Raw genomic sequence first — 16,632 nt, forward strand, 5'->3', positions numbered from 1 at the left:
ACAAGGAACAAGGAGACATGTTTGGAACAAAGTTTTCACCAGGTGTTCCTTTGTAAATTAACATATTGATTTATATGAACTTAAATCGACTCGTCGGCAATTTCATCGAGATATTTTCCATACTCGTTTTTTTTGAATCGTGCGGCCAGAAGTTTAAGCTGGCCTGCGTCAATGAATCCTTTTGAAAAAGCGATTTCCTCGATGCAGGCGATCTTGAAACCCTGCCTGTCCTGGATGGCCTGAACAAAACTGCCCGCCTGCTGAAGGGATTCGTGTGTTCCGGCGTCGAGCCACGCATATCCGCGGCCGAGCAATTCGACTTTGAGGCTGCCGCGGCGCAGGTACTCGCGGTTGACATCGGTGATCTCGAGCTCTCCGCGCGGGGAGGGGCGGAGGTTTTTCGAGATTTCGACGACTTCATTGTCATAGAAGTAAATGCCGGGGATAACGTACTTCGACTTCGGCTTCTGCGGCTTTTCCTCGATGCTGACCACTTCGCCCGCGGCGTTGAATTCTACGACCCCGTAGCGCTGCGGATCCTTGACCGGATAGCCGAAGACAATGCCGCCTTTGTCAAGCCGGGCGCAGTCCTTGAGAACCTTGGACAGGCCTTCGCCATAGATGATGTTGTCGCCCAGAACGAGGCACACGCTGTCGCTGCCTATGAAGTCCGCGCCGAGGATGAAGGCCTGGGCCAGGCCGTCGGGCGATGGCTGCACGATATAGGAGAATCTGAGGCCAAGTTCACTGCCGTCTCCAAGCACGTCTTTAAAGCGCGGCAGGTCCTGGGGAGTGGAGATGATGAGAATGTCCTTTATCCCCGCCAGCATCAGAATGGAGAGGGGATAGTAGATGAGGGGCTTGTCATAAACGGGGAGAAGCTGCTTGCTGGTGCCCAGCGTCAAGGGATAAAGACGAGTGCCCGATCCTCCGGCCAGAATGATTCCTTTCATGGGATTGATCCTTTTGGTGCTGTTTTAAGACTGAAAAACACTACTCCAGACCCACCTCACGGACAAGTGCCGCCTGATTGCGGTAATGACAACAGCGCCGGGCTTTGGTAGGCAAAACAGGTCAATACAAAATAATTCGAAGTACAAGGGGCCTTGCATGCTCGTTACCTGGAAGGATGCCTATACCGCCGGTACGGTGATCATTGGTCAGGGACCGGATCATCCGCTGATCCACGGCTGGTTCGAAGCAGATGAGGAACTGCGGGCCGGGGACGTGATTCACGATCCGAACTGTTCCGTGCAGCTTGAAAGCCGGATCCGGCTCTGCCGGGAAGACGGACTCTTCATGCCCGCCTGGATTGCCCGAAAGGAAAAGGGCGTGTTCTTTCCCGGAGAATTTTCCTGCACGCGTTCCCGGCGGGGATTTTCCCTGGCCTGGATCACCCTGAGCGACAAGGGTTCGCGGGGCGAGCGCGTCGATGCCAGCGGTCCGGCCATCCGCGATGCGGCCATGGAAGCCATGGAGATCAGCCTTGCACGGGGAATGATCATTCCCGACGAACCCCAAATCCTGAAGTCGGCCCTTGCGGACTGCTGTCTTTTTCAGGGCTTCGATCTTGTCTTCACCACCGGCGGAACCGGGGTCGGCCCCCGCGACATCACTCCCGAAGTGACCCTGCCTCTTTTGGACAAGCGCCTGCCGGGATTTGAGCGGGCCATGACCCAAACCTCCCTCGCCAAGACTCCGCACGCCATGATTTCCCGCGCCGTGGCCGGAGTCATGGGCCTCTCCCTGATTGTCAATCTGCCAGGAAGCCCCAAGGCCGTGCGAGAAAATTTGCACGCCATCTTGCCCGCGCTCAAGCATGCGGTGGAAAAACTGCAGGGAGATCCTAGGGATTGTGGACAATAACCCTGAGCTGAAACCTTCCGAAGAATTCAAAAATTTCTACATCAAATTCTCCGTGATCCGTCTCGGGATCATGGTCTTTCTTTTGTTTTTGGCCTTGGCCGAGATCGTCAATATTTCGGACAGAGGCATGAGGCTGGAAGTAAATCGAGATTTTCAGTATATTATTTTTTTTATAACTGGTTTTTCACTCAGCATCATATATCTTCTGGCAAATAAGCGATTCGTAAGTTCTTTCCTGTTATTCAGAATTCAGCTTTTTGCAGATATAATTTTAACGACATGGTGGGTTGTATTAACTGGTGGATCATTTAGTGCTTTTGCTTTTCTTTATATATTATGTCTTTTTTTCTATGGCCGAATAATCGGTTTCAAAACAATAATCATATCCTCTTTACTTGTCTGGGTTCTTCTTTTCATCATATCCTGCGTTCAATTTTACTATCCTCATTATTGGGCTCAGACTCACATTCGCGGTTCCGATCTGGCCTATAACTACAGTTTGCTGACGTTGGCGCTAATTTTGGTCAGCTCTTTGGTCAAACTGAGCCGTACGGCTGAAAACCGGCTTTTGTACAGGATCATCGAGCAGGAAGAAGCCCTGCGCAAAGCCGAGGAGATAAAGTACCGCGTTTTCGACTGGATCGATGCTGGACTCCTGGTCGTCAACAATGACGGCCGCATCACCACCGTCAATCAACGCGCCCTTGACTGGCTTCCCGGACACGATCGCAACGAGATGATCGGCACCGGATTTGATGCATATTTTCCGGAATTTCTTCCTTTCTGGAATGATCGGGAACTATCCTGCCTGCGTCGGAACATGGTCATCAGCAACGAACGTGGCCTGGTTTTCGGGTTCAAGATGACTCAATTGCCGAAAAATCAGGGCTGGATGATTCTCTTCTCCGACATCACCGAAGTGCAGAGACTGGAACGGCAGGTCAAGGAAATGGAGAAACTGGCCAGTGTCGGCGAACTGGCTGCCGGTCTTGCCCATGAAATGAAGAATCCGCTGGCCGGGATCAAGACCAGTCTGCAGCTTCTTCTCTCGGATGATCTGGAAAAGGAATTTTCCGACAGGCTTTCAAGGGTCATACTGCGTGATATCGACCGACTTGATTTTCTGCTCAAGGATTTTCTGATCTTTGCCCGTCCCAAGGCGCCCGAGCCATTGGCTCTTGATCTGGCAAAGGAGCTTGAGCATGTGCTCATGCCCCTGAGGCTGCAGTATCCGAAAGTTGCCATAAACATTGAAGTCGGGAACGAGCCGTTTTATTTTGATCGCAATCAGCTGCATCAGATTCTCATAAATCTTGTGGTCAACGCCATGCAGGCTCTCGAGAACACGCAAGACCCGAAGATCAGCATTCGCGAGACGCAGGGACGCGGCGCCAGAACCCTGAGCATCGCCGACAATGGCCCGGGGCTGGCCTCGGATATGCTGGACAAGTGCTTCGATCCGTTCGTGACCAGCAAGGCCGTGGGTTCTGGTCTGGGTCTGGCGATCGCCCGCAGGCTCGCCGCTCAGAATGGAACATTCATCGATCTGCTCAATATTCCCACGGGAGGAACCAGAGCCGTGCTGGTTCAGGACCTCTCCTTTTTCCGGACCCAAAAGGATATCCAGGACACAACGTGAACAATTTCATCGCCGACCTGCACATTCATTCCAAATTTTCCCGGGCTACGAGCAAGAACCTCACACCCAGAAATCTGGTGGCCTGGGCCGGGATCAAGGGTATCGACGTTCTGGCGACCGGGGATTTCACTCATCCGGGCTGGATGGACATCATCACAGAGCAGCTTGAAGCAGAGGAAAGCGGTCTCTTGCGCCTGCGCGACGGCAAGGCGCTCGAACAGGAACTGCCCTGGTATTCCGGGAACATGAACACGGCTCAAATCCGTTTCATGCTCTGCACCGAGATCAGCTCCATCTACAAGAAGCGTGGCAAAGTCCGCAAAATTCACAATCTGGTTTTCATGCCGAGCATCGACGCGGCGTCACGGTTCAACACCCGGCTGGCGCAGGTCGGCAATCTCGCCTCGGACGGCCGCCCCATTCTCGGACTCGACGCGCATGATCTTCTCGAGATGGTTCTTGAAACCGATCCGCTTGCATATCTCATCCCCGCCCACATCTGGACTCCCTGGTTTTCCCTTTTCGGGTCGAAGTCCGGCTTTGATCGTATCGAAGATTGTTTCGAGGATCTGAGTGGAGAGATTTTCGCCCTGGAAACCGGCCTCTCCTCCGATCCCGAGATGAACTGGATGGTCAGCGCCCTGGACCGTTTCACCCTGGTCTCAAATTCCGACGCCCATTCCGGGGAAAGGCTGGGCCGGGAAGTCAATCTCTTTTCAGGAGAAATGTCTTTTGCGGGGATACGCGCGGGCCTGCGGCGCCAGAGCGAGGCGACGCGTTTTGAAGGCACCCTCGAATTCTACCCCGAGGAAGGAAAATATCATCTCGACGGCCATCGTAAATGCGGTGTGGTCCTTGAACCCCAGGAGACCGCAGTGCATCGCGGACTGTGCCCGGTCTGCGGCAAACCTCTGACCATCGGCGTGCTCAATCGCATCTTTGCCCTCTCGGACCGGGAGCTGCCCGAGCGCCCCGCCCATCATCCGGGGTTCTCGTCCCTGGTGCCCCTGACCGAAATTCTTTCGGAAATACTGGGGGTGGGTCCTGGCACAAAGAAAGTGCTTGGCATGTACAACCAGCTGGTGCGGGATTTCGGCTCCGAATTCAACATATTGCGGTGCGCTCCTGAAGAGGACCTGCGGCGTTCCTCCACGGTTCTGGCCGAGGCCGTGCGCAGGATGCGTCAGGGCGTGGTGCACAGGCATTCCGGCTACGACGGCGAGTATGGACGCATTTCCATGTTCGCTCCTCAGGAGTTGCTCGAATTCAGGCATGGCCGCATGCTGTCCATGGCCGCCCGGTCCGCGCCTCCGGAAGTGCCCGGACAGCGCTGGCGAAAGGCCATGGGGGAAGCCTCGTCCGAGGCGCAGGAAACGGCCCAGACCGCCAACGAAATGCAGATGGCCGCGATTCTTGCCGGGCCCGGACCAGTGCTGGTCCTGGCCGGACCGGGCACGGGCAAGACCCAGACCCTCATGGGGCGGGTGCGGCACCTGCTTGAACAGGGGGCAGATCCGGCGCGAATCCTGATTCTGACCTTCACCCGCAAAGCCGCGCGGGAACTCAAAGACCGCTTGCAGCGGCTTTGTCCGGGCCTGCCCGTGTTGCCCAAGACCGACACCCTGCATGCGCTTGGGCTCGAATACTGGACCTCGGTCATGGGTGAGGCCCCGATCCTTCTGTCCGAGGAGAGCAGCCGCAGGCTTTTCGCGGCGGCCAATCCCGATCTGCAGGGCAAGGAACTCAAAACCGCCTGGAATGAACAGTCCCTGGCCCGCGAAAACGGGGTGCGCATCCCCGGCGAACACACCAGACGCTATCTGGACGACAAGGTCCGCTTCAACCTGGTCGACTACACCGACCTGCTCGAATTCTGGCTCGAACATCTGGAGCTTGGGCATTACGTTCCGGGCTACGATCATGTCCTGATCGACGAGGTGCAGGACCTCTCCGCCCTGCAGCTCGGACTGGTCACGGCGCTTTGTTCCCAGGGCGGGCGGGGTTTTTTTGCCATCGGTGATCCGAACCAGGCTATTTACGGATTTCGCGGTGCGGTGCGCGATGTCGAGGTCAGGCTGCGCGATCTGTGGCCGGATTTGAAGAGGATCAGGCTGGTTCACAACTATCGCTCGGCGCAGCAGATACTCAGCCTTGCAGCGCATCTTTTTACGGAAAAACAGACCCTTGTGGCCCAAAAATCCCTGGCCGCATCCCTGGTGCTGTTCGAAGCCCAGGGTGCCGAGCAGGAGGCGGGCTGGATCGCTGGGCGGGTGCGCGAGCTTCTGGGTGGCACGGGACACTGGCAGGCCGACATGCACGAGGGAAAAAGCATTTCTCCCGGCGACATCGCCGTTCTGGTTCGCTTCAAGGCCCTCATAGGACCTATCGCCAAAGCCCTTCAGACCGCCGGGATACCCGTGTCCGTGCCGGAAGAGGAATCCTTTTTCGTTGACGCGCGGGTGGATCTCATTTTGCGCATTGCCGGAAACGTGCTCGGATTGCCCGACGCTCTGGACGAGCAGATTCCGTCCTGTCCCGAGGACGTGGTCGAAAAGGGTCCGCTGGCCATGGCCGTCCACTTTTCCTCGACTCCGCCCTTTGACGCGCTGTTCTGGAAGAGCAGGGCCTTTGTTGACCTGGTCAAGGCCTTTCAGGCCTGCTCGGGCTGGCGCGGGCTCTTGAACATGGTCAGGCTTGAAACCGAGCTCTGCGCCATCAGGGCCAAGGCCCAGAAAGTGCAAATCATGACCATGCACGGGGCCAAGGGACTTGAATTCGAGGTCGTGTTCCTGCCCGGCCTGGAAGAGGGCATCCTGCCTTTCGCGGGGATGGACATGCTCCTTGGCAAGCCCGGCGACGACAATGTGCTCGACATGGACGAGGAGCGCCGTCTCTTCTATGTCGGTTTGACCCGGGCCAAGTCCATGCTTTTCCTGAGTCACTGCGCCAGTCGGCGCGTTTTCGGCAAGACCCTGAAACTGGCCCTGTCGTCCCTGGTGCGCCGTCTGCCCCAGGACATGTTGCGCAAGAGCGCCATCAAGCGCCATGTGCGCCGCAACGAACGGCAGCTGAGCCTGTTTTGACCAGCATGCAATTCCGGCTGGCCGCACCATCCTGCGTCATCCCCGATCGGGTAGGGCCCAATTGCCGGGCCCTTTCCCCCATGGTGAGGGAAGTGGCGCTCATGCTTCTTGAGACACGCGGCTGCCTGGATTACGATGAACTCGACCTGCCCGCGAACCTGCCCGAACTGGGCCTTGACTACCATGCCCATCTGCCCCTCGACCTGCCTTGGAAGGACGGAGCGGCCGCCGTTGGCGACGCGATTTTCGCCCTTGAGCAAAAAATTGCCTTTATGCGCCCACGCGGTTATGTGCTCCATCCTCCCAGACCCGGGGACCTTTCCGGACTGCTGCGGCACAGGCCCGGGCTTGCCTCCATGCTCTGGCTGGAAAACACCCGCGAGGGGGATCTTTGCGAGATCTGGGATGAAATCGGCGCACTTGGGCTTGGGGTCTGTCTGGATGTGGGACACATGGTCAGTTATGGTCAGCAAAGAGTGATGAGTCTGCCCGGATTTTTCGAGCGCGTGCGCATTCTCCACATTTATGGCGGAGAATCGGAGCGCGGGCATGCGGGTCTTGACCAGTTGCCCGATCCGAACCTTTTGCGCGACATACTGTTGCGTCTTGAGGGGAATGAAACGCTGGTGGTTGAAATCTTTTCTCTTGAAGAGCTTGGCCGTTCCCTGAATCTGCTCAAGTCCTGGCTTCTTCGGTGGGGCATGCACCATGATTGATCTGGTCCTTGGCGGCAACAAATCCGGCAAATCCGATTTCGGGCTTGAGCTCCTGTGTCAGGGGCCGCGCCCCTGGACGCTTGTCGCCACGGGAAAATCCCGGGACCTTGCCTTTAGGCGACAGATCATTACCCATCGATTGAGCCGGGATGCGGATATCGCGGTGCGGGAAGTGGACACCGACCTGGGCGGAGCGCTTGGGGCCCTTGTCCCTCTTGGAGGCAGCGTCCTGGTGGACAGTCTTGATTTCTGGATGTTTTCCCTTGCGGGTGAAAACTCCGAAGACGCCAGACGCAAAAGAGAGGAATTTTTCGCCCGGCTTCAGGTCCACAGAGGTGGCAATCTGATTTTGGTCTCGACTGAAATGGGCCTCGGACCTCTTGCGTTCGATGGCGAAATACGGGCATTTGCCCGTGATCTGGGTCAACTCAACCGTGAAATTGCCAGTATCAGTACAAGTGTGTATCTGGTCGTTGCCGGGTTGGCCCAAAAACTCAAGTGAGAAGGTCATGGCCTATTTTCGAAAGCTGGATCCGAAGCTAGCCAAGCTTCAAGAATTGCTGAATAAAAATGAGCGTTGGCTGATCCTCATCAATGCCGATCCCGATGCCTTGGCCTCGGCCATGGCCTTGAAGCGCATCCTCGCCGGTCGCGTGGAACAGGTCGCCATCGCCCACGTCAACGAGATCACCAGGCCCGACAACCTGGCCATGATCCGTCTCTTGCGTATTGCGACCAAGAAGCTCAACCCGCTTCTGCTGGCCCAGTACGACCGTTTTGCGCTGGTTGATTCTCAGCCGCACCACCATCCGGATTTTGCGAACATCCATTTTTCAGTGGTCATCGATCATCATCCCAAGGTGGCGGGGACGCCCGTGCAAGCCGATTTTGTCGAGATCGTGTCGGAGTATGGTTCCAACGCGACCATCATGACCGAGTATCTGTACAACCTGGGACTGCGTCCGGGGAAGCTGCTGGCCACGGCTCTTCTTTACGGGATCAAGACCGACACCCAGAGTTTCGAGCGCGAGTTTCATGACAACGACATGAAGGCTTTTCGCTATCTCTCGAAATTCTACAACAAACCCCTGCTGCACAAGATCATCCGCTCGGAATTCCGCCTGGAGTGGCTCAAGTACTTCACCCAGGCTTTCCGCAAGATGCGGGTCTCCGGCAAGACCATCACCATCTTCATGGGCAAGGTCGACTCTTCCGACATCCTGGTCGTCCTGGCCGATTTTTTCCTGCGCGTGCACGGGCTGTCCACGACCATGATCAGCGGCATCAGCGAGGACAAGCTCGTTGTCGTCTTTCGCGGCGACGGCCTGCGCCGCGACATGGGCAAGTTCGCCAAGCGCCTGTTCGGCGACGTGGGTTCGGCCGGAGGACACAAGTCCATGGCCCGGGCCGAGATCCCCATGGAAAAGCTGGGCTGTCAGCATGCCAGCCAGTTCGTGTGGGAGCGCCTGCATGGCGGCACGGAAGTGAAGAAAAAGAAGAAAGAGCTGGATACAGCACAGAACGGGGCCTCATAACCGGACCCGCTTCCCCCAAACGGAGGGCGCATGAGTTTGCAAACAAGGCTCGGACTGAAAACCGAGCCGCTTTTTTTGATCGACGGTCACGCCTTCATCTATCGCGGTTTTTACGCCTATCCCGATTTCAAGCGTTCCGACGGGTTTCCGACCAGCGCCATGTATATCGTCTTCAAGCTGGTCTTAAAGCTCCTGCGCGAAGAGAATCCATCCCACCTCGTTTTCGTCACCGACGGCCGCGCCCCGACGTATCGGCACGAACTTCTGCCTACCTACAAGGCCAATCGGCCCCGCATGCCCGAAGGTCTGGCTGCGCAGCTTGACCCCCTGAAGGCCGGACTCAGGCTGCTGGGCATCCGCGTGCTCGAAGCCGAGGGCGGGGAGGCCGACGACTGCATCGCCTCCCTGGCTGGGCGTTTCAAGGAAGAACGCAGCGTGGTCATTGTCGGTGCGGACAAGGACCTGCGGCAGTGCCTGGATGAGAACGTCGTCATGTGGGACCCGGCCCAGGGCAAGGAGAAGCTTGTCACTCGCGAAGGATTTGTCGAGGAGGCGGGTCTTCAGCCGGAGCAGTGGGCGGATTTTCAGGCCATGACCGGCGACGCCGCGGACAACATTCCCGGCATCCCCAAAGTCGGGCCGAAGACGGCCATGGGCTTTCTGCGCCGCTTCCCGAGCCTCGATGAGCTCAAGAAAAATTTCGACCGCCTGACGGCCAAGGAACAGACTCTGCTCGCTCCGCACATGGAGCAGGTCTTCGTGTATCGGCAGCTGACCACCCTGCGTACGGACATGTGCACGGAGTTCAGCCTTGACGATCTGGCCGTGGGAGAGATCGACGCCGGAGCACTGGATTTTTTCAAGGAATACGAGTTCCGCTCCCTGTTGTCGGAGTTTCAGGCCCTGGCCCGCAAGAACGGGCGTATCAGGGATGCGGGCGTCCAGGCGGAGGCGGCCGCGAAGAGCGATCCGGTCCCGGACGGTGATGAAAAATCCGGCCCGGTCCGGGTCGAGCCCCGTCTGGCACCCAGCCTTGAGTCCATGGCCGGAAAGGACGTGGGCCTGTACGCCGAGGACGAGAAATGGATTCTGGGTACGGACGCCGAAGAGATCCTGTACATGGGCCCGGCTGCGGATCTGTGCCGCGCGTTGACCGGAGCGCACGTGTTCGTGACTTCGTACAAGAGCGTGCTCGAGCAGGGGCGCCTTGATCTCTCGGGCTGCACCGAAGTTTTCGACATCGAGCTTGCCGCCTATCTGCTGAGCCCCGAAGATCGCAATTATACCCTGGAGCGGATTCGCGACGGGCTGGGCGATGAGATCGACGTGCACCGGGAAAATCACGGTCAGGCAGTGCTGGCGATTGGTCGCCTGCTGCGTGCGAGGCTTGCCGGTTCGGAGCTGCTCGGCCTTATGCAGGACCTTGAGCTGCCCCTGACCGAGGTGCTGGTGCGTATGCAGAAACGCGGCATCCGCATCGACGAGACTAGGTTTCAGGATTTTCTGTCCATGGTTCAGACCGAGCTGGATCGGCTGACGCAAAAAATCCATGAGCAGGCCGGAGGAGATTTCAACATCCGCTCCAGCCAGCAGCTGGGGGAAGTGCTTTTTTCCAGGCTGGGCCTGTCCAGCAAGCAGAAGACTCCGGGCGGGGCGAAGTCCACGTCCAGCAGCGTGCTCGAAGGGTTGGCCGGGGAGCACGCCATCGTCGCCGATGTGCTCGAGTTCCGGATGTACGAGAAGCTGCGCTCCACATACCTTGAGCCCATGCCCCGGCTGACCGACAAGAACGGGCGCATCCACACCACCTTCAACCAGCTTGCCACGGCGACCGGCCGCCTTTCGAGCAGCAATCCGAACCTGCAGAACATTCCCATCCGCGGGGCGCTCGGCCCGCGAATGCGCTCCTGCTTCGTGGCCGCCAAGGGGAACCGGCTTGTGGCTGCGGATTATTCCCAGATCGAACTCAGAGTGCTGGCGCACATGTCCGGGGACCCGACCTTGACGGACGCCTTTGCCGCCGGTGACGACATCCACGCCCGCACGGCCGGAATCCTCTTCGACAAGGCCGAGGTCAGTGCCGACGAGCGACGCAAGGCCAAGACCATCAACTTCGGCCTGCTCTACGGCATGGGTCCGCAGAAGCTGGGGCGTGAGCTTGGGATCAGCCTGAAGGAGGCCAAGGAGTTCATCTCGGTCTACTTCAGCAAGCTGTCCCGCGTGCGGGAATTCTACGAGGAGATCGAGGCCGGGGCGAAGTCCCTGGGCTATGTGACCACCCTGGCCGGGAGAAGGCGCATGCTGCCCGAAATCAATTCCCGCAACGTGAACATGGCGCAGCAGGCCCGGCGCATGGCCATCAATACCGTGGTCCAGGGTTCGGCGGCGGATATCATCAAAAAGGCCATGCTCGAAGTGGACAAGAGCCAGGTTATTGGCGAATTAGGCGGGAGCCTGATCCTGCAGATTCACGACGAACTTCTGCTCGAAGCTCCCGAGGCCAAATCCCGGGAAGTGGGCGAAGCCGTCGCCGGCATCATGGCCTCCGTGTACAGCCTCTCCGTACCCCTCGTGGTCGACTGGGGCGTTGGTGACGACTGGAGCGCGGCTCATCAATAATCATCCTTTGCAAGCATTTTTGCGGATACGATATGCTCAATAAATTAAGATTGCTGACTCCCGGTCCCACTCCCCTGCCGGAGGAGGTTCGCCTGGCCCTGGCCAAGGACATGATCCATCATCGCAAGCGCGATTTCGTGCAGGTCATGGAGCGTATTCAGCCCGGCCTCAAGTACCTGTTCGGTACCACGCAGCAGGTACTGCCCCTGTCATGTTCGGGCACGGGGGCCATGCATGCGGCCGTGACAAATCTCTTTGCGCCCGGCGAAAAAGTGCTCGTGGTCGAGGGCGGAAAATTCGGGGAGCGCTGGCGTGAGATCGCCGAGGCACATGGCCTTGCGGTCACTTCCCTGGTCCTTGAAAACGGTAGCGCCGTGTCCGCCGCGGATGTGCAAGCAGCCCTGGCGGCGGATCCTTCGCTTTGCGGCGTGCTGGTTCAGGCCTCGGAAACCTCCACCGGCGTGTTGCACCCCGTGAACGAGCTTGGCGCGGTGACCCGGGACCAGGACGTGCTCCTTGTCGTGGACGGCATCTCGGCGGTCGGAATTTCACCTTGTCCCATGGACGCCTGGGACATCGACTGTCTGCTGACGGGGTCCCAGAAGGGCCTCATGCTTCCGCCTGGTCTTGCCTTGCTGGCCTTTAGCGATCGCGCCTGGGACAAGGCACGCGAAGTCGGCTCCACCAATTTCTATTTCAACCTGCTGGCCGAGCGGGACAAGAGCCTGGGGCACCAGACTCTTTTCACGTCTCCCGTGAATTTGCTGCAAGGGCTGGCCGTGAGTCTTGATCTGTTCAAAGAGCAGACTCTTGAAGCCGTGTACGCCAAGCAATGGGCCCTGACCTCCATGACCCGGGCCGGAGCGATGAGCATGGGTCTTGAACTTCTGGCCAAGACGCATTTCACCTGGGGCCTGACCTCCATAAGGCTGCCTGTGGGCATCGATGGGAGCGAAGTGCTCAAGGTGGCGGCGGAACGATACGGAGTTGTCATGGCCGGGGGCCAGGGCGAACTCAAGAAGAGTCTTGTAAGGCTTGGCCACATGGGTCATGTTGATTGGAGCGACGTCCTGGCAGGGCTTTATGCCCTGCGTGAGGGTTTGCACGCGGCCGGCGGATATTGCGCCGCAAGGACGTACCTGGAAGACGCCGTCGCAGCCTATGAAGAAGCGCTGCGCGACGGCTGCCCCGAATTCGGGCGTAAGGAGTGAATATGACTGAAGAGAAAAAATTGGCCGAAGAGTACGAGGAGCTGTCCTGCTCCTGTCCGGAAATGCCGCAGCTGGATTTCGGGACCTTTGTCCTGTCCATGAGTTCTTCCGCCCTGGTCCATCTGGGCGAGGTGCCCGAGCCCGAAAGCGGGCAGTTCATGGAAAATGTGCTGGCCGCCAAGCAGACCATCGACATCCTGTGCATGCTTGAGAGCAAGACCAAGGGCAATCTGACGGAACAGGAAGCCCGGCTGCTTCGGGACATGCTTTTTGAATTGCGCATGAAATATGTGCAGAAGGCGAAATAGGGGGCACGGATGGTGAAGCGCGTCGGTCTGGTCGGGGTTACCGGCTACACGGGAATGGAATTGACCCGCATCCTGCTTGGCCACCCCGGCCTGCGTCTGACCCAGGTCACGTCGCGCAAGGAGGCCGGACAGCCCCTTCAGAAAATTTATCCTTTCCTGCAGGGCACGGAGCTTGGCGAACTTGAGATAACAGCTCCGGACAGCGCTTTTCTGGCCGCCAATTGCGACCTCGTCTTTCTGGCCGTGCCCCACTGCACGGCCATGGAAATGGCGGCGGAGCTGCGCGGGCTTGGAGCCAGGGTTGTGGACTTGAGCGCTGATTTCCGTCTGCGCGACCATGAGGTTTACGAGAGCTGGTACCAGGTACCGCATACCCGGACCGCCCTCTTGACCGAAGCCGTTTACGGGCTGCCGGAGCTCTACGCCGCACGTATCGCCGGAGCCGGACTTGTCGCCAATCCCGGCTGCTATCCGACATCCGCCATCCTGGCCCTGTATCCGGCGCTGGCAGCGGGACTTATCTCGCCCGAAGATCTGGTCATCGATTCCAAGTCCGGAACCACCGGAGCAGGTCGCAAGGCAGGAGTAGGCACTCTTTTCTGCGAGGTTTCGGATACTTTCCGGGCTTACAACCTGACCAAACACCGCCACACCCCCGAGATCGAGCAGGAGCTCAGCCTTGCCGCCGGGCGGGAAATACGCCTCTCCTTCAATACACACCTGTTGCCCATCAATCGGGGTATCCTGACCACCGCCTACGCCAAACTTTCCCCCGGCGCGGATCTGGAGCAAATCCGGGCCTGCTACCAGGAGTTTTATGCGGGCAAGCGGTGGGTACGTCTTTTGCCCCAGGGATCCCTGCCTGAAACCAGATGGGTGCGAGGCACCAATTTCTGCGATCTCGGGCTGGTCACGGACCCGCGTACGGACAGACTCATCGTGGTGTCGGCCATAGACAACCTTTGCCGTGGCGCTTCGGGCCAGGCCGTTGCCAATGCCAACCTCATGCTGGGCCTGGAAGAGGGTGTCGGTCTGCCTTTTGCGCCACTCATGCCTTAGAGGCCCTTAATGACAGAACAGGTGCCTGAAAAGTTCTACGACAGCATATATGTCGCCAGACAGCCCATTTTCAATACCGAAATGAATATTTGGGGCTATGAGCTTCTATTCAGGCACGGGGAGACCCAGTCCGCCGTGTTCACGGACGGCGACCAGGCCACGACCCAGGTCATCGCAGACGGCTTCGCATTGGGAGTCCGGGGCATGGGCAGCAAGATCAAGGCGCTGATCAATTTTCCGCGCAATGTCCTTCTCGGGCATGCGCCCTATGTGCTTCCTTCCGAGCGTTGCGTGGTGGAAATCCTGGAGACGGTGCTGCCCGAGGATGATGTCATGGCGGCCTGCCGGGAGCTGAAGGCAAACGGCTATACCCTGGCCCTGGATGATTTTGTGGGGGATCCGGGTTTTGAGCCGCTGTGCGAAATAGCGGACATCATCAAGGTCGATATCCTGGGCAAGACGCCAGGCGAGGTCATGGCCATCGTCCAGAACCTCAAAGGGTACAAGGCCCGGCTTCTCGCCGAGAAAGTCGAGAGCATCGACATGTTCAACGTCTGCAAGCGTCTTGGCTTCGAATATTTTCAAGGGTATTTCTTCAGCAAGCCCGAGATAGTCCCCGGCCGCAAGCTCTCCGCCAGCCAGAGCACCAAGATCAAGCTTTTGAAGGAACTCAATGAATCCGAGGCGGAGCTTTCCCGGCTGGTGGAAATCATTCAGACGGATCTCTCCATTTCCTACCGCCTGCTCAAATACATCAATTCCGCCCGGTTCAGCCTGCGCGGCAAAATCGAATCCATCCAGCGCGCCGTGAACATGCTTGGCCATCAGAACCTGCGCCAATGGCTGCAGGTGGTCATCCTGTCCGATGTCAATTCCACGGACAAGGGCCAGGAGCTGGTCCGGATATCCGTCCTGCGCGGCCGTTTCCTCCAGCTTCTGGCCTCGGCCTGCCCCACTCCGTTTTCTCCGGACAGCATGTTCGTGATGGGCTTTTTTTCCCTGCTCGACGCCATCCTCGACCAGCAAATGGAGCAGGTTCTCGAAGAGATTTCCCTTGACCCGGACATCAAGGCCACCCTGGTTGACCCTCACGGCAAGCACTCTGTCTGGATCGAACTCTTGCATGAACTCGATCGCGGCAGCTGGGCCGATCTTGAGGAAAAGGCCGGCCAGATGGGTATTCCCATGGAGCTGATCGACAGCGTCGCCATTGAGGCCGCGATGTGGACAGACGAAGTCATGGGAGGGGCGTCCTAGGGTAGGGACGGTTTTTTTATTTCTAGATCTGGCGGGTTTTCAGGGTCGTGCTTTGCGCTCTTTAAAAAGGACCTGGCAATGGAAGAGACGTATCCGGAACAGCTTTACGACAAGTTTTTTGTCGCCCGGCAGCCCATATTCACGGCACAGATGCAGATATGGGGCTACGAACTGCTTTTTCGTCACGAAGAAAACATTCAGGACGCCGTGTTCACCGATGGCGATCAGGCCACGACGCAGATCATTGCTGATGGCTACAACCTCGCTGTGCAGGGGTTGCGTCATGGAGCCAGGGCGCTGGTCAATTTTCCGCGCAGCGTGCTCCTCGGCGAGGCTCCCTATGTATTGCCTTCGGACCAGTGCGTGGTGGAGATCCTGGAGAGCGTCATGCCCGAACCCGAAGTCCTCAGCGCCTGCAGCGAACTCAAGAGGCGCGGGTACACGCTGGCCTTGGACGATTTCGAAGGCAGCCCCGGCCTTGAACCCTTGTGCGAGATGGTCGACATCATCAAGATCGATGTCCTCGGCAAGACTCCGGCGCAGGTCGCGGCGATTGTTGCGGGGGTCAAAAAATACGACGCGCTGCTCTTGGCCGAGAAAGTGGAGAACCACGACGTCTTCAAGGTTTGCAGAAAGCTCGGCTTCACCTATTTTCAAGGATTTTTTCTGAATCGCCCCGAGGTCATACCCGGGCGCAAGCTGTCTGCCTCGCAAGTCAACAAGATCAAGTTGTTAAGGGAATTGAGCGTCCCGGACGTGGAATCCTCAAGGCTGGTGGAGATTATTCAGACGGATCTGTCCATTTCCTACCGGCTGCTCAAATACATAAATTCCGCATTCTTCGGCCTGCAAATCAAGGTCACCTCGATCCCGCGTGCGGTTTCCATGCTTGGATCCCGGAATCTCAGGCAGTGGCTGCAGGTGGTCATCCTTTCCGATGTCAGCACCGAGGACAAAGCCCACGAACTGGTCCGCATTTCCGTACAGCGGGCCCGTTTTCTTCATCTTTTGGCGCAGAAACATCCCACGTCGTTCGATCAGGATGGCATGTTCCTCATGGGCTTTTTTTCCCTGCTCGACGCCATTCTGGACCAGTCCATGGGCCGGGTGCTGGAGGAGATCCCCCTGGACCCCGCCATAAAACGGGCCCTGACAGATCCGGATGATCCCAATGCGGTCTGGCTGTCCCTGCTCGACGAGATTGACCGTTGCAACTGGGATCGCCTGACGGCAAAAACCGAGCAGATGGGAATTCCCATCACCCTCGTCAACAGGCTCTCCGCCGAGGCCTCGATCTGGGCGATCTGGGTCACGAGTTGAGCGGTGCTGCCCGCTTCTG

The 16,632-nt window shown here is 58.1% G+C and carries 13 protein-coding genes; 12 read left to right on the forward strand and 1 reads right to left on the reverse strand.

What is annotated here, in order from left to right; translation table 11 throughout:
- Positions 1-80: 80 nt before the first annotated feature.
- The gene (gene rfbA / locus CVU60_10800) at positions 81-953 is read right to left on the reverse strand and encodes a glucose-1-phosphate thymidylyltransferase (GenBank protein PKN41498.1); all 873 of its coding nucleotides are present in this window, start codon (positions 951-953) and stop codon (positions 81-83) included.
- 157 nt (positions 954-1,110) lie between these two features.
- Between rfbA and CVU60_10805 the strand changes: the two genes are divergently transcribed.
- The 12 genes from CVU60_10805 to CVU60_10860 all read left to right on the forward strand — a co-directional run bounded on the left by CVU60_10805 (position 1,111) and on the right by CVU60_10860 (position 16,613).
- A complete protein-coding gene (locus tag CVU60_10805) occupies positions 1,111-1,866 on the forward strand; it encodes a molybdenum cofactor biosynthesis protein (protein ID PKN41499.1) in 756 nt (251 codons plus the stop codon).
- Positions 1,820-3,505, forward strand: a complete 1,686-nt coding sequence (locus tag CVU60_10810; protein PKN41500.1) for a hypothetical protein — start codon at positions 1,820-1,822, stop codon at positions 3,503-3,505. Before CVU60_10805 ends, CVU60_10810 begins: the two co-directional genes overlap by 47 nt.
- Positions 3,502-6,588, forward strand: coding sequence for a DNA helicase UvrD (locus CVU60_10815; GenBank protein ID PKN41501.1), 3,087 nt, complete (start codon positions 3,502-3,504; stop codon positions 6,586-6,588). Before CVU60_10810 ends, CVU60_10815 begins: the two co-directional genes overlap by 4 nt.
- Positions 6,585-7,304 (forward strand): hypothetical protein, encoded by a 720-nt coding sequence (locus tag CVU60_10820; GenBank protein PKN41502.1) that lies wholly within the window; start codon positions 6,585-6,587, stop codon positions 7,302-7,304. The genes CVU60_10815 and CVU60_10820 overlap by 4 nt, the downstream gene beginning before the upstream one ends.
- Positions 7,297-7,806 carry a cobalamin biosynthesis protein gene (locus CVU60_10825; protein PKN41503.1) on the forward strand — a complete coding sequence of 170 codons (510 nt, stop codon included), beginning with the start codon at positions 7,297-7,299 and terminating at the stop codon, positions 7,804-7,806. Before CVU60_10820 ends, CVU60_10825 begins: the two co-directional genes overlap by 8 nt.
- Positions 7,807-7,813: 7 nt before the next feature.
- Positions 7,814-8,839 carry a phosphoesterase gene (locus CVU60_10830; protein ID PKN41504.1) on the forward strand — a complete coding sequence of 342 codons (1,026 nt, stop codon included), beginning with the start codon at positions 7,814-7,816 and terminating at the stop codon, positions 8,837-8,839.
- A gap of 30 nt (positions 8,840-8,869) precedes the next feature.
- The gene (locus CVU60_10835) at positions 8,870-11,458 is read left to right on the forward strand and encodes a DNA polymerase I (GenBank protein ID PKN41505.1); all 2,589 of its coding nucleotides are present in this window, start codon (positions 8,870-8,872) and stop codon (positions 11,456-11,458) included.
- 32 nt (positions 11,459-11,490) lie between these two features.
- Entirely contained in the window at positions 11,491-12,669 is a 1,179-nt protein-coding gene (locus tag CVU60_10840; GenBank protein ID PKN41506.1) for an alanine--glyoxylate aminotransferase family protein, read from the forward strand.
- 2 nt (positions 12,670-12,671) lie between these two features.
- On the forward strand, positions 12,672-12,977 hold the full coding sequence (locus CVU60_10845; GenBank protein ID PKN41507.1) for a DUF1844 domain-containing protein: 306 nt from the start codon (positions 12,672-12,674) through the stop codon (positions 12,975-12,977).
- Between the two features lie 9 nt (positions 12,978-12,986).
- On the forward strand, positions 12,987-14,036 hold the full coding sequence (locus CVU60_10850) for an N-acetyl-gamma-glutamyl-phosphate reductase (GenBank protein ID PKN41508.1): 1,050 nt from the start codon (positions 12,987-12,989) through the stop codon (positions 14,034-14,036).
- Between the two features lie 9 nt (positions 14,037-14,045).
- On the forward strand, positions 14,046-15,293 hold the full coding sequence (locus CVU60_10855) for a diguanylate phosphodiesterase (GenBank protein PKN41509.1): 1,248 nt from the start codon (positions 14,046-14,048) through the stop codon (positions 15,291-15,293).
- A 78-nt stretch (positions 15,294-15,371) separates the two neighbouring features.
- Positions 15,372-16,613: a diguanylate phosphodiesterase gene (locus tag CVU60_10860; protein ID PKN41510.1), complete on the forward strand. Its 1,242-nt coding sequence runs from the start codon at positions 15,372-15,374 to the stop codon at positions 16,611-16,613.
- Positions 16,614-16,632 lie beyond the last annotated feature (19 nt).

It is taken from the genome of Deltaproteobacteria bacterium HGW-Deltaproteobacteria-18 (assembly GCA_002841885.1).
Lineage (GTDB): Bacteria > Desulfobacterota > Desulfovibrionia > Desulfovibrionales > Desulfomicrobiaceae > Desulfomicrobium.